This window comes from Eggerthella timonensis (genome assembly GCF_900184265.1).
Taxonomy (GTDB): Bacteria; Actinomycetota; Coriobacteriia; order Coriobacteriales; family Eggerthellaceae; genus Eggerthella; species Eggerthella timonensis.
Genome location: NZ_FXXA01000002.1, coordinates 303,811 through 321,115, shown reverse-complemented (window position 1 = coordinate 321,115; position 17,305 = coordinate 303,811). Strand labels below are relative to the sequence as shown.

The window sequence follows — 17,305 nt, the reverse complement described above, 5'->3', positions numbered from 1 at the left end:
CTAATATGCTCGACGGTGTGCTCATGGCGTTCCAGTATACTGCCTGCATACGATGCACTCGATGACGAAGGGCGATGAGGCGGCGTGACGCGCACGAATTCCATGACGAAGCTTGAGGCGGGCGAGGGGCGCGCGCGGAGCCATCGCGCTGCCGTGTTCGTCGCGGCCCTCGTCGCGTCGGCGGCATGCTTCTCGCTGGTGCCGGGCGACACGCTGGGCGACTCGATCGTGCAGGGGGCGATGCTGGCCGCGGTCGCGCTCGTCGCGGTCGGCGTGTCGAACCCGCGCGTGCTGCGCGCGCCCCGCTTTGGCGTTGCGGGTGGACTGGGCTCGTGGGCGGCGTACGTGCTGGCCGTCGGGTTGGCAGGCGGCATCGCGTCCTTCTTCGCGCTGTCGCAGGATGCGGCGTTGGACGTCGCGCCGATCCACGTGGTGCAGGTGATGGCGTTGTGCCTGGTTACCGGTGTGTTTGAGGAAGGGCTGTTTCGCGTGTTGGCGCTCGATGCGCTCGTGCCGGCATTGGGAGGGGGTCGTCGCGGCGCATTGCGCGCAGCGCTCGTGTCGGCTGCGCTGTTCGGCGTGCTGCATGTGTCGTTGGGCGAGGTCTCGGCCGCCGTCGATCTCGCCGCCGTCGCGCAGGTGGTGCTCAAGCCCCTGCAAGCGGCCCTGTTCGGCCTGTTCATGGCTGCGATGTATTACAGGACGCGCAACCTGTGGACGCTCGCCGTTCTGCACGCGGCGTTCAACCTGCTCTATACCGGTCCCCAGCTGTTGTCCGGCGGTATGCAGCAAACCTACGTCACCGGCAGCTTGTTCGACCTCGTCGTGCTGGCCGCCACCGTCGTGCTGCTGCTTCCTCCTTCGTGCGTTGCCATCAGGAAGGCGCTGAACCGCCCTGCGCCGTAGCCTTCGTATCGCCGCCTGGCGTCGATGACCTGCGGGGGAATTCCAGCGAGATGGATAACAGGTCGTTTTCGAGGTGCGCGGCCGGTTTGATGCCGAGCGTGCGGGACAGCTGGGCGACGATGGCCAGCCCCAGGCCGCTTCCTTCCCCGCTGCGTGCTGCGTCGCCTTGGTAGAAGCGCTCGAACAGACGCTCCGCCTCCACGCTGGAAGGGTCGGCCACGCGGTTGGAAAACGTGATGGTGGCGCCCTCCTGCTCGATGCGGGGAGCTTCGCGGCCGTACCGCAATGCGTTCACGGCCAGGTTGCGGAAGATGCGCCCGAGCGAGTCTGCATGCGAGAGCGCAACGAGCGGTTCGTCCGCAAGCTCGATGGAGGGCTCCCAGCCCCGTTCTTTGAACGGGGCGTACAGCGAGGCGAGGGATTCCGCGAGCACCTGGCTGACGTTGACGGGCTCGCGCTCCACGCGGTAGTCCGGATCCTGCACCTGGGCGTATGCGTACAGCTGGTCGAGCAGCCCGCTCACGTCGTCAAGCCTGCGGGCGATGACGTCGAGGTAGCGGGCGCGCAGCTCCGGGTCTTCCTCTAAGGCCAGCAGCTGCGCGTAGCCCTGCGCGCCGGCCAAGGGCGTGCGGATGTCGTGCGAAAGGTACGTGAGGCCGCGGCGCACATCGCGCTTGTTTTCCTCTGCCGCAATCCGTTCGCCCTGGTGCCGGTCGATCTGACGGTTGATGGCCTGCCCCAGTCGCGTGAACCCGCGCGTGTGCACCGACGTGGTAACGCGTGTATTGCTCAACGTGTCGCGATTCACCAGGAACCGCGCGATGGCGCGCAGCTCCATTTCCGAACGCGCCAGCTGGATCGCCAGCACGACAACGACGAGCGCGAGCAGCGCGACTGCGGCCGCCATAGCCTAGATGTCCTTCTTCTTGAGCGCGACGGCCGAAAGCGCCGTCGAAATCGCGATGAATACGATTCCCACGCCAGCGATGTGCGCTGCGCTCAAGCCGCCGTCCAGATTGAGGCCCTGGCCCAACGAATGCATGCAGGTGTACAGCGTGTAGTTGACAAGGTCGGCGAAATTCGGGAACAGCAGCAGCACGCCTTGGACGATAGTGGCTACCAGACCTGCTGCGAAGCAGCAGCCAGCCACGATGCCCACCACCATCTTGCGCGTGAGCCATACGAACAGCCCGGTCACCATGCCGAATGCCGCAAGGGTAAGCGTCAACAGCCCGAACCAAAGGAGCAGGTCGGTCACGGGAGCTGCTTCGAGGGCGAACCCGACAACGGCCGCAGCTGCAAGCGTCGCCACCGTGGCCGTCGTTGAGAACAGGGCTGCGAGCAGGATGATCTCGATGATGCGCGCACCGAGGAACACGAACCGGTTCGATTGCACGGTGAACACGTTCTTGCTGAATCCGCTCTCGAACTCGGATGCGAGGAATATGGAGATGAAGATGACGAACATGGTGGCCAGAGCTCCGCCGTTGATGAAGATGTTGCCGACGAACGCCAACTGCGTCGCGCCGGTGGACAGCGCTTGCATGGCCGTCAGCTCGCTGGAGTAATCGTCGGAAATCATCGTGGGATCGCCGAGGCCGACGCTCACCCCCATCGTGGCGGTGCCGTTTGCCAGCGCTTCCAGGAACTCGGGGCTTGTCGTGTAGTGCAGCAAGCCGGTCGTGATGATGGCCATGCCTATGATGATAGCGAGGAACACCCAGAGCGATTTCCCGCGGATCAGCCGGTACAGATCCATTCTCAGTATGTTAACCACGATGCTCAGCCCCCATCATTTCCACGAAGAATTCTTCCAGATCGCGCTTGTGGGCGTACAGGCCCTGCACGGCGATGCTCCGCTCGTTCAGCACGGCACCGACGGCGCCGGCGTCCATGCTGCCGAACACGCGGATGGATGCGTCGGGCATCGACTGGAAGCGCAGGTTGGGGAATCGTTCTTGCAGGGCGGCCAGCGCCAGCGTCGGGTTCGCGGCGTTCAGCTGCAGGAAATCGCTGCACTCCTGCTCGACGTCGGCGGCCGTCATCTCGCGCACCATGCGACCTTCGCAGATGATGCCGTAGCGGGTCGCCATCTTTCCCAGCTGTTCGAGAACATGGGAGCTCACCACTACGGTGATGCCGCGGTCGGCGTTCAGTTGCATGATGAGCTGGCGGATCTCGCGTGCGCCTTCGGGGTCGAGGCCGTTGAGCGGTTCGTCGAGCAACAGGAGGTCGGGGTCGCCCAGCAAAGCCAGCGCCAAGCCCAGGCGCTGCTTCATGCCCATGGAGAAGTGCTTCGTCTTCTTCGATCCGACGTTGCCCAACCCGGTGAACGCAAGCAGGTCGAGCACGCGCTCCTTCGGGTTCACCAGGCCCAGGTTGAGCGCCTTGAGCATCATGTTGTCGTAGGCGCTCATGGTGCCGTACAGACCGGGAGACTCGATGAGCACGCCGATGCGTCGAGACGCCCCCGCTTCCTGCGGGGCCATGTCGAATACGCTGACGTCGCCTCCACTGGGTGCTGCAAGGCCTGCCAGCACCCTCATCACCGTTGTTTTGCCTGCTCCGTTGCGCCCGACAAATCCGTAGATATCGCCTTGGTTGACGTGCATATCGAAATGATCGACGGCGGTTTTGCTGCCGAAGGTTTTCATCAGCCCGTGGGTTTCCACTACGTTCACGTTGCGCTCCTTTCGGTATCGTCTCGTTGTTCTCCGATGCGTTCCACGATACGGAAAAGGTGTTCAGCAAGTCGCCTTGAAATGGTTAAGAAATGGTTAAGCGGGGCGGGTTCGCGCATGCTCAATCGGCGAGCTTGAACCCGATGCCCCAGACGGTTTCCACGTAGTCGTCGGTGCCGGAGGCCCTCAGCTTGCTGCGGATGTTGCTGATGTGCACGGTGGCGGCCTTTTCCTCGACGAAGCACTCGTCGTTCCACGCCGACCGAAGCAGCTCTTGTTTGGTGAACACCTTTTTGGGACGGCGTACGAGCGTTTCGACGATCCCGTACTCCAGGCGAGTAAGCTTAACGGGCATGCCTGCGGCGGTGAGGGTGCGGGCGTCGGTGTCGAGGACCCAGTCCTTGAAGCGCAACGTGGCCGTGGCCTGTGCGGTTCCGCGGGCGGCGTGGCGCAGCTGGACGACGATGCGCGCATGCAGCTCGTCGAGGTCGAAGGGCTTTCCCAGGTAGTCGTCTGCGCCCAGTTTCAAAAGCTGCACCTTGTCGTCGGTGCCAGTGCGCGCCGACACCACGATGATGGGAGCGTCGCTTTGCTGGCGAATCTCGCGTATGAGATCCTCCCCCGATGCACCGGGCAGCATGAGGTCGGTGACGACCAGGTCGAACGGCGCGTCCCCGGTTGCGACGCGCGCGTTCAGCAACAGCCGGGCCTCGCTTCCGGAATACGCCTGGACGCAGGCGTACCCCGCCTTCCTGAGATACGTAGCCGTCAGCTCGTTGATGTCGATGTCGTCTTCGATGACGAGTATGCGCGTCGCTTCTTCCATGTTCCCATTGTAGCCGAACGAAAGGGCATCTGCGCGACGCGCGGAAACGAAGCGCGCCTGCTCTGGCGAAAAGGCGGACGGGAAATAAAATGCGGCGAGCTTAGTTTTTTTCCTTGCATCGAGCGGAAACGTCCTGTATCATCTATTCTTGCTTTCGGCCAAGGCTGTAAGGCATGCGGGTGTGGCGGAATTGGCAGACGCGTACGGTTCAGGTCCGTATGGGGGCAACCCCATGAAGGTTCAAGTCCTTTCACCCGCACCATTTGAATTGAGAAACCCGCTTCGGCGGGTTTTTTGTTTTGCCTCAACGTGCACGTGCGTGCGTTCGCGTCGCGATTTTTCCCCGCTCCGTTTGCTATACTCGCACCCATGAGCGAGATACTCGACAGATTCACGGGCAATATCTCTCCGGTGGCGCTGCTCGTGTCGTCGTTCTTCTGGTCGTGGTTCGACGTCGTCCCATTCAGCCCGGCGCTGTTCTCGGCGGCGGGCAAGCCCATCGACGTGCTTCCGTTCATCGTGTCGTTCGCCGCCAGCGCGCTGCTGCTGGCCGTGCTGGCGGCAAGCGCCTCGATGCGCTCGCGGGTGCTCGACCCCAAGGTGTTCGCCGGCTGCTCCTTTCTGTGCGGCAGCCTGGGCTCGCTGCTGATTTACCTCGGCATCCACACCGATCCCGCGCTGCTCGTGGCGGGCGGCATTCTCGTGGGGCTGTACCAGAGCGTCGGGGCCGTGTTGGCCGGCGGCATCGCCACGTGCCAGGGGACCACGAACGCGCTCGTGCATCTTGCGGCGGCATTGCCCCTGAACATCGTTGCCATTTTGCTGGTGATGTTTTTGCGCCCGACCGCATCGGTGGCGTTCGCCGTGCTGTTGCCGCTGTTCTCGGCGCTGTGCTATGCCGTCTACCTCGTGCGCGGGCAGAATCGCGCGACGCTCGAAGCTATCGCCCGCGTGCGCGAGAAGTGCGCCGACGGCATGCGACGCGCGGGGCGGCTGTTCGGCTGCGACCGCTACTTCCTGCTCATGGTGCTGGCCATCAGCGCGTCGTTCGGCTTCGCGAACTACCAGGCTATGTTCACGCCGGGTATGCAGGGCGCCTACGTCGAGTACATCACGGTGGCGCTGCGCGCGTTCACTAGCCTTGCGGTGCTGGTGGGGTACCTGTTCTACTCATGGCGGCCCTACCTCATCCTGCGCGCGGCGCTGGTGGCCATGTCGGTGGGGCTCATCGCCAGCGGTACGCTTGCGGTGATGGGCGCACCGGGCGCGCTCGTGTCCGATTGTCTGTTCTTCACGGGGTACGCGTGCTTCGATCTGCTCATCTGGACGATCATCGTCATGCTCAGCTACAAGTCGGGCACGTCGCTGCTGCGCATGATCTGCGTGGTCTACGCGGTCGATCAGCTGGGCATCCTGCTGGGCACGGTGCTGGGGCAGTTCGTGGATAAGGACGGCGCCACCATCGTGTCGTACATCGTGTTCGGCAGCGCGTTGTTGCTGCTGACGGTGGGGCTGTCGGGCGGGAGAGGCAGCGTGTGGGGCAACCTCAGCAAGTACGAGATCGACTTTAACCGACCCGATGACGCGTCGCTGCGCGCTCCGGGCGATGACGGCGCAACGCCCGGTTTGCCGTCGCAGCGCATCGCCGAGCTGTCGTCTGCGTTCTTCCTCACCTCGCGCGAGACCGACGTGCTGTCGCTGCTGGTTGCCGGGCGCAACGGCCCCTACATCTCCGAGCATTTGCACGTGTCGGAGAACACGGTGAAGAGCCACATCCGCCACATCTACACCAAGGTGAACGTTCACAACCGCCAAGAACTGCTCGACCTGGTATTCCCCCAGCAGCCTTAACAGGTGCGCTAAAGCCGCCCGTTTGAGGTTTCGGGGCACATCTTCGCTCGGGAAACACGCCACAGCGTGTGAGGCGTGTTTCCCGAGCGAAGATGTTTGGGCGATCTGTGGGTTGCGGGCCAGCCCCCACGGCGGGCCCTCCGCAGTCCTCGCTTCCTCTCATCACAAACGGGTGATTTTCGCAAAACGCCCGCTCCTGATGAAGAAATCCCCATCCGCTTCGCGTTCAATCGTTCTCGAGCCGCCGGCCGGCAAGGGGCTGGTTTGCAGCGGCGAATCGAATAGGAAGGGGAGAGGGATGGAGATGCGCACAAGAGGGAGCAAGACGAGGCGCGTGTCGATGATGCTCGCGTTGGCCGTGGTCGCGGTTCTGTCGCTGGGCGCGCTCGCGGCGTGCGGAGGCGGCTCGGACGGCTCCGGCAGCTCGGGGGCCAGCAGCGCCGATGCCACGACGAAGACGCTTGTGAAGACGGCGACGAACGAGATGACCCTGGTGGATTGGGACGTGTCGGCGGCCGATAGCCCCATCACGGTTTCCAGCGATGATGCCAAGTTCGCCGACTACGTGGACGATCTGCGCGAGATCACCGGGTTCGACATCGAGAGCCTGACGATGCAGGTGCGGGTAACCGAATTCGCCGGTGCCGAGATCGCCGCCACGCATGAAAACGTGAAGGACAACACCTACACCATCGAGAGCCTTGAAGCGGTGGTCGACGGCAAGACGGTCACGTACGCCGACGGCGATTTCAAGAAGCGCTAGACCAAAACGAGTGGACGATTCTGCGGACGGTTTCGCAGGTGGTTTCGCAGATGGCTCTCCCACGTTTTCATTCATCGACACGAAAGTGAGACACTCACATGACTGAATTGAGCAGAAGGAACTTCCTGCTGGGCGCCGGCATGGCGGGCGCGGCTCTGGCCATGAGCGCGACGGGCGTCGCCTATGCGGCCGACAAGAAGGGTTCGAAAGACGACGAGGACACCGACTGGGCGAGCCAGGTCACCGAGGAAATCTCGTGCGACATCCTGGTTGTCGGCGGCGGCTTCTCCGGCACGGCGGCCGCAGTGCAGGCGGGCGAGAACGGCGACAAGGTGCTGCTGATCGAGGGTCAGTCCGCGCTCGGCGGCAACGGCACGGGCGTCGAGTGCACGAACGCCTACGGCCTGCATCCCAACTCGGGCGAGGCGACGCTGGGCGAGATGGTGCGCTACGAGGCCGACGCCCAGTCCTACACGGTGAACCAGATGTTCATCCGCGACATGATCAGCCACGCCGCCGAGAACGTGCAGTGGCTCATCGACAACGGCGTGCAGTACGAGGCCATCGAGGACCTCGACCCGGCGTACCTGGAGATGTACAAGCAGGGCCGCTACCGCGCCGAGTTCAGCTTCGACTACGTGTACAAGGGCGGCGCGGCCGGCATCGGCTACTTCCCGTACATGAAGAAGAAGCTGGCCGAATACGGCGTGAACCTGCGCCTGAACACGCGCGCCCGCGACCTCGTGCTGGACGAGAACGGCAACGTGGCCGGCGCGTACGCCACCGACACGTACGGCGACACGCTCAAGATCAACGCGAAGGCCGTCATCATCAGCACGGGCGGCTTCGGCGAGGACGCCGCGCGCATGGGCAAGCTGGGCGTGGACCTTGAGGACATCCGCATCATCGGCACGCCGGGCCACTACGGCGACGGCGTGACCATGATGATCAAGGCCGGCGGCATCGAGCACGGCGCGCCGGCGTTCGGCTGCACGAACATCATCGGGTCGGCCGGCCCGTGGGGCCCCATCTGGGACAAGCTGTGCTGGGGCGGACCGAGCCTGTGGGTGGACATCAACGGCGAGCGCTTCTCCGACGAGGCGTGCTCCACGTACACCCACAACTTCGAGCTGCAGCACGTGCCCGTGCGTCTGGCCGGCGGCACCTGCTGGAGCATCATGGACAAGGATATCTACGAGTACATGCTCGACGGCGACGAGGAATGCGCGCAGCTGTGGGACGAGATGATCGCCAAGGGCGACGACGCCTACAAAGCCGACACGCTGGAAGAGCTGGCCGACATCATGGAGGTCGACAAGGAGCTGTTCCTGAGCCAGGTCAAGCAGTACAACGCCAACGTCGAAGGAGGCGTCGACGTCGACTACGGCAAGGACCCCGAGTACCTCATGCCCATCGCCACGCCGCCGTTCTACTGCGGGCTCATCCGCGGTGCGCTCGAGGGCCTGTACTCCGGCGGCGTGAAGACCGACCGCCAGTTCCGCGTGAAGAAGCCCGGCCGCGACCAGGCGTTCGAGAACCTGTTCGCCGTGGGCGCCGACGGCGGCATGCTGTACAACAACATGTACGGCATCGACATCAACGGCTCCATGACCTGCCACGGCGTGAACAGCGCCCGCACGGCCGCGAACACCGCGCACGCGTTCATCGCCGGCAAGTAACGCACTGCATGCGGCGGAGCGATCCGTCGCCAGCCGCGAACCGTTCCGAGAGCCCGGGCGCCTCCCTCCCTGCCCGGGCTCTTCTGCTACACTTTCCCTATGACTTCCTACACCACCATAGCGGGGCGGGCGACCGCCGAGATCGAAGAGAAGAAGAGCCGCTTCATCGCGAGCCTTGCCCATGTGGAAACCGAGGACGAAGCGCTGGCCTTTCTTGAGGAGATCCGTGCGGCCAACCGCATGGCGCGTCACAACGTGTACGCCTACGTGCTGCGCGCGGGGGGCGCGGGCGCGCAAGGGCGCGTGCGCTATTCCGATGACGGCGAGCCGCAGAAGACGGCGGGACTGCCCACGCTCGAGGCGGTTCAACATGCGGGGCTGACCGATGTGATCGTGGTGGTCACGCGCTACTTCGGCGGTGTGCTGCTGGGCACGGGCGGCCTCGTGCGCGCGTACACGCAGGCCGCGCAGGCAGGCATCGAGGCTGCCGAGCTTGTGGTCGTGTCGCGGTGCGTGGACATCGAAGTGCGTGCGGCGTACGGGAAGTACGACCAGCTCGCGCGCATCGCGGCCGACTGCGGCGCGAAGGTGCTCGACACCGTATACGACGATGCGGTCACTCTGCGTCTTCGCATGCTCGACGGCACGCAGGAGGCGCTGCTGTTGAAGATCACCGAACTCGAGCGCGGCCGGGAGCGCGTGCGCGTCAGCGACCCCTTGGAGGCCGCGTTCTGAGCTCGCGGCCGTCGAGGGGCGCAGCTTGCACGGCGATATGCGACCGCGATGCGCCGGCTTGTGCAAGATTTCCAGCGCGATACGTTGCAGAATCGGGTTTTTGGCAGCTTTGTTCGGCTGATTCGGAGATAGGACGAACCGCGACCTGCGGTTTCTTCGGCGTGCGCCTCTCCCGAACGTTCTCAATGGCGGCCGATACGGGGATACGCTGCCAAAAACCCGATTTTGCATCAGATAGGGACGAGGTTTTCTGCACGGGTCATGTGCTGCGGTAGCCCGCGTGGGCATCTTCGGTCGTCTGCCCTATAATAGGCGCATGGCACGTGATCAACAGCTCATATTGAATCGCTATCGACCCGTCGGCGAAGCGAAGGCCGGCGGCTTCGGCACCGTGCGGGTGGCGTGGGACACGCGCATCCAGCGCAGGGTGGCCATCAAGTGCATCGAGTTGGACGAGATGGATGCCGCGCGCGCGGCGCTTCCCGGGGCGAACGCCGTACGGCAGCAGCCGATCGAACCGCTTCCGTGGGAAGACGACCCCTTGTTCGGCGAAGACGATGCTGCCGACGGAAGCGACGGCGGAGCGACCTCGGTGTTCGACCTGATCGGCGACGAGCCGCTCGTGCACTCGCTCGCGCATGTACCCGGGTTGGACGAGGCGCGCACCGCTGCGATGCTGTCGGACGCGAGCATCGTCGCGGTGTACGATTTCGAGGTGCAGGATTCCACTGCGTACCTCATCATGGAATACGTCGAGGGCATGACGCTCACCGAGCTGCTGCACCGCCATGCCGACCGCCTCACGCTGGACGTTGCGGCGGCTGTGTTCGCGTCGGTGTCGCACGCGCTGGAGGTTGCGCACGCGAACCAGGTGCTCCACCTCGACATCAAGCCGGACAACGTGCTGATCAACCATCAGGGACAGGTGAAGGTGACCGACTTCGGCCTGGCCACGCTGGCCGACGCGTCAGGGTACGGCGCTGCAGGCGGCGGTACCATCGGCTACATGCCGCTCGAGCAGATGCGTCAGGAGAACCTCGACGTGCGCTGCGACGAGTGGGCGCTCGCGTCGCTCACCTACGAGATGCTGGCGGGCGAGAACCCGTTTCTGGCGCCCGATCTTGAGCGTGCGGAAGCCGCCATCGAGGACGCCGAGCTCGTGCTGCCGTCATTGTGCTGGGACGAGCTCGATCCCGCCGTCGACGACGTGATCTTCTTTGCGCTCGATCCCGATCGGGAAGAGCGTTATGCGACCGTCGCCGATTTTGCGGAGGAGCTCGAACCGTTTCTGGGCGATCCGAAGCGCGGCGTGCGCGAGCTTTCCATCATCGTGGGCCATGCCGACGACGAGGAAGAAGAAGCCGCGGCGGAAAAAGAGCCGCCGGTTCCGCGCGTGCCGCTGCGCGAGCGCATCACGCCGCTGCAACGCACCGTCGCCGCGCACGCGGTGGGCGCGTTGGGCAGCGGGGCGGTCGCGTTCGTGGCGTTTGCGAATCTGCCGCAGACGAGCGGGTTCGACAACCCGCTGTTTTGGGGGTTGCTCGCGCTCGTGACGCTGGCAGGTGCGCTGAAGCCGCACTTGGGAGCGCTGCTGGCATACTTCGCGCTGTCCGCCACGCTCATCGCCGGGAACGCTCCCGCTGCGGGCATCGTGCTGGTGGCTGCAGTTGCGACCTGGTGGTACTTTACCGGTCGTCTGGGCAACGCCGACGCGAACACGACGCTTGTGCCGCCGTTGGCCGGTGCGTTCGGCTGCAATCAGTTGACGCCGCTCGTGGCGGGGTTCTGCCTGCCGCCGGCGCGCGCGTTCGGCGCATTGGCGTTCTCGCTGCTGGTCAGCTTGGTGCTGGCCGCATTCGGCTCGCATAGCCTGTTGGGATGGAGCGCGCTGACGAACTGGCAGTTCTCCGCAGGGTTGGACGTGCAGGCCAGCATCGGCAGCCTGTTGATGCAACCGGCGCTGTGGTGCATCGTGATCAGCTGGATTGTGGCCACGGGCGCGCTGTCGGCCTTCCGGCTGCGACCGACGCGCGCGTTCGCCGTGCTGGGGACGCTCGTCGCCGGCGCCGTGCTGCTGGCGGGTATCGCGTTGGCCGCCTGGGTTGCCTCAGGACAAGCGACTTGGATGCCGTCGCTCAACAACCTCGTGTTCACCGCCGTCCCCATCGTCGCGATGCTTCTCATGTGCGTCCTCGTTCCCGAGCCGTACTACTACGACGAGGATTACGAGGACTACGAGGAGACGGCGTAGCGAAGTCGCGAGAGGGGCGGGCGGATTGTCTGAGCGGATTGTCTCCCCATGGCCTTGCGCGATGGTTCCACGCGCGCGTATAATAGGACGAGCCGAAGGGAGTTGTGTGCTCCCAACGGCTCTCGGATCGCTTCGGCGGTTTGGGTTATTGGTGGCGCTCCTTTCCCCTGTGGGTTAGGAGCGCGTCTTTTATCACCAGGACGAACTCGATGACTCGCGACGCGAACTCCAAGAGCAATGCAACCAACGCAATGAACTCCAAAACGGTCATGGTCTTCACCTCTTTTCATCTAGAATAGTGAGAGGGAGAGGCACCAAGCCGCCTGGCGTATCCGTACCTATCAGTATAAAGAGCTGGTCTTACGTTTTGATGGCGCAGATCACCCTGGAAAGTCGCCTCGATCCAGCGCCGATTCCACGCCGTCCCAACGCGCTTTCCACGCGCCTTGCCAGCCGATCCGATGCGCTTCGAACGCGCAGTGCACGCTCATCCAACGTGAATTCTACGGCGCGCAATCCGTGCGCCTCCACTTCCGACCCTCGCACCGGCATCATGCCTGCGAACGCAAAAGAAGGGAGGCCGCGGGAGGGAGTGCGGCCTCCCTTGCAAGGAGGGGTCGGATGTGTTCGGGGCCGGCCACGCTCGAAACCGACGGCGCAGGCGCTACTTCACGGTGCCGCCTGCCGCGATCTTGCCGGCGACGTAACCGTGAGTGAGCGCCATGCCGATGGAGCTGCCGGCGGCCGGTGTGGAGTAGGCATTGCCGAAGCGCTGGCCCAGGCAGTTGCCCACGGCGTACAGGCCCTTGATCGGCGTTTTCAAGTCGGACGAGAGCACCTGCAGGTCGTCATCGGTCACGAGGCCGCACAGGCTGACCAGGCCAACGTAGCCCCGCCCGGTGTTCGGCTGCGCCGATCCGAAGAACGGAGGGTTCTCGATGGCGCTCATGAACACGCTGTCCTTACCGAAGTCGGAGTCTTCGCCTACCCGGCACAGCTCGTTGTAGTGCTCGATGGTGGCTGCTGCCTCCTTCTTCGCGTCTCCTTCGTAGCCCAGATAGCCGAGCAGCTCGTCGATCGTGTCGGCGGCGTACACCTGGTCGGGCATCGTGTTGTCGTATTCGATGACGTACACGCCGTCGACGCTGACGCCTTCCGCCCCCTTTCCCACGGCCGACTGCATCTGCTCGTCCATGCGATCCATGATCTTGATGATGTCGACGCCCGCCGCGCCCCAGTTGGGGGAGAAATGGTCGGTCGAGCACTGCTTCATGACGTCCATGTACTTGGAATCGCAGATGGTGGCCAGGATGCCGCGCGGCTGCTTGAGCGTGGTGGGCTTGATGTACGGCGTCATGGCTTCGTTCATGAAGCGCTTGCCGTAATCGTTCAGCCATAGGAACGGCGTCGTGCCCCACGGGCCTGCGTTGCCGCCGTTCGTGTTCATGCAGGGTCGCGGCGCCTGCTCGATGAAGCCGCCCGCCCAGCAGCCCAGCTTGTGGCCGGCGCCCTTGCAGTTGCTCTCGCCGGTCATCTCCTCGCGCGGGATGTCGCAACGCAGCGATTGCTCGTTGATGTCGGTGCACAGGTTTACCACCATGTCGGGGTTCGCGCCGAAATCGCCGGTCGCGAGGATGACGCCCTTCGCCGCCTGGTAGCGCACGAGCCCGTCCTTGCCCTTCGCCACGACGCCGGTGACGTTGCCCTGCCCGTCCTGGTCGAGCACCGTCACGTCCGTCTCGAAGAAGAACTCGGCCCCCAGCTTCTCGGCGGCTTCCTTGCAGTAGAGGGCGATTTCGGTCATGCGCGACACGCCCTCGCGTCCGCAGACGGGCGTGGGGTTCTTCGTGCTGAGGTTCTGGATGGTGGTTGCCCACGATTGGAACCCGCCGCGCGTGAAGGGGTAGGAGCTTCCGTCGGGCATGTTGTACGCAACCTGGATCTGCGCCTGACCCGTTTCGAGGTCGAACAGGTTCGACGTGTCGGGAATCTGCGCGACGATGTTGTCCAGCATATCGCCCGAGTTCGCCACGAACTTGCGGATGATCTCGGCGCTGACGCGCCCGCCCCCGCGGCGGATGAACTCGGCCACGATGTCTCCCGTCTTGTACGGGCCGTACCCCTTGTCCACGAGCCACTGTGCGTTGAACGCGCAAATGTCGTTGCCGAGCTGCGTCCAGGTGGCTTCGGGCTGGATCTCGAGCACGGCGACCTTGGCGCCCTCCTGCGCCGCGGCGAGCGCCGCCTGCACGCCGGCGTTTCCGCCGCCGCACACGACGATGTCGAAGTCCTTGGTGTCGACGATGTCGCTGTCGGCCACCTCCGGCTTCGCCCCCAGCCAGTCTTCGGCGCATTCGTAACCCTTCGGCAGGGAAGAGCCGGACGTCCCGGCAGCCTGCGCTGAGGTGCCGGCGCTTGCCGCCTCTTTGGGCTGTGCGGGCGAGCAGCCGGCCAGCATGGCTCCTCCCGCGGCGAGCGCGCCGGTGGCAAGCGCGCCCTTGAGGAAGTTCCTGCGATCCATCGTTTGCTGTTCCATGATGCATCCTTTCCTTGGACGGTTCGGCATCTGCCGCGCTTCCTGCGTGGTGTGCGGAAGCTCCCCTGGCAGATGGCTCGATTCGGATGTTCGCGCAGCGCGGCTCGGCTGTCGCTATCGATGGTGGGTAGTTTCCGCCGTCCACGAGGGAAGACCTATCAAAAGTTGGTAGGTTTGCGACATGGCGGGTATGGTAGTATCGAGCCGCAGGGTGCAGGGAGGGATGCAGGTGAAAGCCGTTTCGGGACAGATGCCGCGCGCGCATGCCGTGGCTTTCGTCGGATACGTTCTGTATTCCGTGTACGTTTGCATGACCTTCTACTCGCCTACCACCATATCCTCGGTGGTCGAGATCGGCTATCTGCCGAAGGCGCTGTACCTCTTCTACATCATCCTCGGCCGCATGATCGCGCTTGCCGCGCTGGCCTTGGTGCTGGCGCGCCGCAAGAAGCAGGCGCCGCTTTCGGTCATGGTGGCCGCGTCGGCCGCATGCGCGCTCGTGGGGTTTGCGGTGATGGCCATCGTGTTCCAGATGACGGCGGTCGCTGCGCTCGACGCGCTGCTACCCTGGTTCTTCGCAAGCGGGGTGTGGATCGGACTAGGCGACGCGCTCGCCATCGTGCTGTGGTTCACGTACGTCAGCAGGTTCGATATCCGGTTCATGTACGTCTTCCTCGTGGCATCGGCCGCAGCGGGGGCGGTGCTGTACTTCGCGACGACGTTTCTTCCCGCGCCGGTGCCGTGGATTGTGGCCGTGACGGCGTTTTTCGGATCGCTCGCGTGCTGCGCGCACGTGCTCAAGCGGCCGGAGGAAACGCTGCGGCCGGTCGATGCGGCCGCGGATCGCCGCTCGTTCCGCCGCCTGATCAGGCCGCTGCTCGGGGTTGCTCTCATGGCGTTCATGGCGGGCCTCATGATGAACGTGGCCGGTCAGGAGAAGATATCGCTCGGCACCTACCAGTGGACGGCGTTCGTCATCATGTTCGCGCTCAACGGCATCTTGCTGCTGCCCGCGCTGCTCGCGCCGCGCGCGTTCAGCGTGCCGCGCCTGTACAAGTTCATCCTGCCGTTGTCGGCGCTGGGGTTCCTCCTGCTGCCGGTGGCGTGGGATGCCAGCGGGCGCGGCATGGTGAACTCGTTCGTGCAGGTGGGGTTCACCTTCACGAACGTCATCTTCTTCTGCCTGATCGCCGAGGAATACCGCCGCGAGAAGGGGTCGTCGATCAAGACGTTTTCCCTCATGCAGCTCGTGGTGATGGCGGCGAACTTCGCCGGGCTGTTCCTCGCGTTCTTCGGCATCGGGTACCTTGAACCGGGCGATCTGATGCTGACCATCACGGCGCTTGTGGCGGTGTACCTGATTCTTGCTGCGACGTTGGTGCTGTTCAAGGACAAGAGCCTGAGCGTTACCGAGGGCGAGAAGGAGGGTGCAGGTGAGGACGCGGGGCCGGCCGACAAGCCGACGCACGCCGATCCCGTGCGAGCCGACTCAGCGCGCACCGCGCAGCTGATGGAGCGCGCCGGCCTGTCCGTTCGGGAGCGCGAGGTGCTCGAGCATCTGCGGCAGGGGCGCGCGCCGAAGACCATCGCGAAGGTGCTGTTCGTCTCGGAGAACACGGTGCGCTTCCACATTCGCAACATCTATCAGAAGTTCGGCGTGCATTCGCGCACGGAGCTTATGGAGCTGTTCGACGACGAGCTCGACGCTCAAGAGGCGGTTGAGCGTTCGGGCGGTTCGTAGGGGAGTGATCGACGCGCACGCCCCTCGCACGCCCCGATGTTCCACGTGAAATACTCGGGAGAGGGAGATGAGGGGACGAGGCGCAGGTGGCGAAGGGCGCGCGCCCGTGCGCTACCCGAACCTCGGCGCTATCTGTTGCAAAACCGGGTTTTTGGCAGAATTCCCCTGCAGGGGGTGCTGTCGGGAACGTTTCGGCGCGGCGCACGCCCGAGAAACCGCAGGTAGCGTCTCGCTCAATCTCCGAGGGGGTCGCGCATGGCTGCCAAAAACCCGGTTTTGCAACAGATAGGACCGGAAATCCTGCACGGATGACCGCCTGAGCTTTGTATCCTTCGAGCGCAAATCCGCCACAAGAGATGCGTCCGAGACGAGTTTCCTCGTAGTACTATGATCTTCAACGAATAGTCGAGGAAGGGGTGCTCCATGCAGGAACTCAACGATGATCGCGTGCTGTTCGCGTTCGCGCGCGATGCGGAGCCGGCGCTGACGGTGGCGTCGGGCGAGACGGTGCGCATCCGCACGCAGGATTGCTTCGGCAACCAGGTGCAGACGCCCGAGGACGAGCTGGACGAGATCAACTGGGATCGCATCAACCCGGCCACCGGCCCCGTGTTCGTCGAGGGCGCGGTGCCCGGCGGCGCGCTCAAGGTGGTCATCGAGAACATCGAGCTCGATGCGCAAACCGCGTCGTGCACGGGCAAGGACGAGGGCGTGTGCGGCGACCGGTTCGATGCGTGGAGCACGCACTTGTGCGCCATCGACGGCGACAAGCTGGTGTGGAACGACAAGTTGTCCATTCCGCTCAAGCCCATGATCGGCGTGATCGGCGTGGCGCCGGCCGGCGAGCCGGTGAACTGCGGAACGCCCGGCAGCCACGGCGGCAATATGGACAACACCGCCATCACCACGGGCGCGACGCTGTACTTCCCCGTGGCGGTGGAGGGCGCGCTGTTCGGCTGCGGCGACATGCACGCGGTCATGGGCGACGGTGAGGTGAGCGTGTCGGGCGCCGAGGTGGCCGGCTACGCCACAGTGACCCTGACCGCGCTGCCCGACCTGCATCTGGTCGATCCCCTCATCGAGAACGACACGCATTTCGGCATCATCGCGTCGGCCGAGACGCTCGACGCCGCCGCTGACCGCGCGGTGCACGAGATGGTGGACCTGCTGCACGATCGCACCGGCGTCGACGAGGCCGAGCTGGTCATGCTGCTGTCGCTCGTGGCCGACGTGCAGGTATGCCAGATGGTCGACCCCGAGAAAACCGTCCGCTTCATGGTTCCCAAGTACGTCTTGGAAGCGCTGGAGTTCGAGCTGTACAAAGCTTAAGCGACCT

Annotated in this window: 13 protein-coding genes and 1 tRNA gene; 9 read left to right on the top strand and 5 right to left on the bottom strand. The window is 64.4% G+C overall.

Annotated features, from left to right (window positions below):
* Nucleotides 1-84: 84 nt before the first annotated feature.
* Nucleotides 85-906, top strand: a complete 822-nt coding sequence (locus C1A15_RS01400) for a CPBP family intramembrane glutamic endopeptidase (protein ID WP_101720921.1) — start codon at nt 85-87, stop codon at nt 904-906.
* On the opposite strand, the gene C1A15_RS01395 is transcribed toward C1A15_RS01400, so the two are convergent.
* The 4 genes from C1A15_RS01395 to C1A15_RS01380 all read right to left on the bottom strand — a co-directional run bounded on the left by C1A15_RS01395 (nt 875) and on the right by C1A15_RS01380 (nt 4,413).
* A complete protein-coding gene (locus C1A15_RS01395; protein ID WP_101720920.1) occupies nt 875-1,813 on the bottom strand; it encodes a sensor histidine kinase in 939 nt (312 codons plus the stop codon). The two genes, C1A15_RS01400 and C1A15_RS01395, sit on opposite strands and share 32 nt — an antisense overlap.
* Nucleotides 1,814-1,816: 3 nt before the next feature.
* Nucleotides 1,817-2,683: an ABC transporter permease gene (locus tag C1A15_RS01390; protein ID WP_245864866.1), complete on the bottom strand. Its 867-nt coding sequence runs from the start codon at nt 2,681-2,683 to the stop codon at nt 1,817-1,819.
* The gene (locus C1A15_RS01385; protein WP_101720918.1) at nt 2,676-3,587 is read right to left on the bottom strand and encodes an ATP-binding cassette domain-containing protein; all 912 of its coding nucleotides are present in this window, start codon (nt 3,585-3,587) and stop codon (nt 2,676-2,678) included. Before C1A15_RS01385 ends, C1A15_RS01390 begins: the two co-directional genes overlap by 8 nt.
* Before the next feature lie 121 nt (nt 3,588-3,708).
* Complete coding sequence (locus tag C1A15_RS01380; RefSeq protein ID WP_101720917.1) at nt 3,709-4,413, bottom strand: response regulator transcription factor; 705 nt, start codon at nt 4,411-4,413, stop codon at nt 3,709-3,711.
* A gap of 175 nt (nt 4,414-4,588) precedes the next feature.
* On the opposite strand from C1A15_RS01380, the gene C1A15_RS01375 reads away from it, so the two are divergent.
* From C1A15_RS01375 to C1A15_RS01350, 6 genes are all read left to right on the top strand, one after another.
* A tRNA-Leu gene (locus tag C1A15_RS01375) sits at nt 4,589-4,675 on the top strand.
* Between the two features lie 107 nt (nt 4,676-4,782).
* Complete coding sequence (locus tag C1A15_RS01370) at nt 4,783-6,264, top strand: helix-turn-helix domain-containing protein (protein WP_146001779.1); 1,482 nt, start codon at nt 4,783-4,785, stop codon at nt 6,262-6,264.
* A gap of 298 nt (nt 6,265-6,562) precedes the next feature.
* Nucleotides 6,563-7,027 (top strand): hypothetical protein, encoded by a 465-nt coding sequence (locus tag C1A15_RS01365; protein ID WP_146001778.1) that lies wholly within the window; start codon nt 6,563-6,565, stop codon nt 7,025-7,027.
* A gap of 98 nt (nt 7,028-7,125) precedes the next feature.
* The gene (locus tag C1A15_RS01360; RefSeq protein WP_101720914.1) at nt 7,126-8,706 is read left to right on the top strand and encodes an FAD-dependent oxidoreductase; all 1,581 of its coding nucleotides are present in this window, start codon (nt 7,126-7,128) and stop codon (nt 8,704-8,706) included.
* Nucleotides 8,707-8,805: 99 nt separating this feature from the next.
* A complete protein-coding gene (locus C1A15_RS01355; RefSeq protein WP_101720913.1) occupies nt 8,806-9,441 on the top strand; it encodes a YigZ family protein in 636 nt (211 codons plus the stop codon).
* 316 nt (nt 9,442-9,757) lie between these two features.
* On the top strand, nt 9,758-11,692 hold the full coding sequence (locus C1A15_RS01350) for a serine/threonine-protein kinase (protein WP_245864865.1): 1,935 nt from the start codon (nt 9,758-9,760) through the stop codon (nt 11,690-11,692).
* 664 nt (nt 11,693-12,356) lie between these two features.
* Here the strand turns inward: C1A15_RS01350 and C1A15_RS01345 are convergent.
* Nucleotides 12,357-14,228, bottom strand: coding sequence for an FAD-binding protein (locus C1A15_RS01345; RefSeq protein ID WP_180952954.1), 1,872 nt, complete (start codon nt 14,226-14,228; stop codon nt 12,357-12,359).
* Between the two features lie 181 nt (nt 14,229-14,409).
* Between C1A15_RS01345 and C1A15_RS17310 the strand changes: the two genes are divergently transcribed.
* Nucleotides 14,410-15,969, top strand: coding sequence for a helix-turn-helix domain-containing protein (locus tag C1A15_RS17310; RefSeq protein WP_101720910.1), 1,560 nt, complete (start codon nt 14,410-14,412; stop codon nt 15,967-15,969).
* A 423-nt stretch (nt 15,970-16,392) separates the two neighbouring features.
* Entirely contained in the window at nt 16,393-17,298 is a 906-nt protein-coding gene (locus C1A15_RS01335) for an acetamidase/formamidase family protein (RefSeq protein WP_101720909.1), read from the top strand.
* Nucleotides 17,299-17,305 lie beyond the last annotated feature (7 nt).

Coding starts and splice junctions, on each gene's coding strand:
- C1A15_RS01355 (WP_101720913.1), top strand. CDS start 8,806: ATGACTTCCTACACCACCATAGCGGGGCGGGCGACCGCCGAGATCGAA.
- C1A15_RS01360 (WP_101720914.1), top strand. CDS start 7,126: ATGACTGAATTGAGCAGAAGGAACTTCCTGCTGGGCGCCGGCATGGCG.
- C1A15_RS01335 (WP_101720909.1), top strand. CDS start 16,393: ATGCAGGAACTCAACGATGATCGCGTGCTGTTCGCGTTCGCGCGCGAT.
- C1A15_RS01345 (WP_180952954.1), bottom strand. CDS start 14,228: ATGGAACAGCAAACGATGGATCGCAGGAACTTCCTCAAGGGCGCGCTT.
- C1A15_RS01365 (WP_146001778.1), top strand. CDS start 6,563: ATGGAGATGCGCACAAGAGGGAGCAAGACGAGGCGCGTGTCGATGATG.
- C1A15_RS17310 (WP_101720910.1), top strand. CDS start 14,410: ATGGCGGGTATGGTAGTATCGAGCCGCAGGGTGCAGGGAGGGATGCAG.
- C1A15_RS01395 (WP_101720920.1), bottom strand. CDS start 1,813: ATGGCGGCCGCAGTCGCGCTGCTCGCGCTCGTCGTTGTCGTGCTGGCG.
- C1A15_RS01380 (WP_101720917.1), bottom strand. CDS start 4,413: ATGGAAGAAGCGACGCGCATACTCGTCATCGAAGACGACATCGACATC.
- C1A15_RS01350 (WP_245864865.1), top strand. CDS start 9,758: ATGGCACGTGATCAACAGCTCATATTGAATCGCTATCGACCCGTCGGC.
- C1A15_RS01370 (WP_146001779.1), top strand. CDS start 4,783: ATGAGCGAGATACTCGACAGATTCACGGGCAATATCTCTCCGGTGGCG.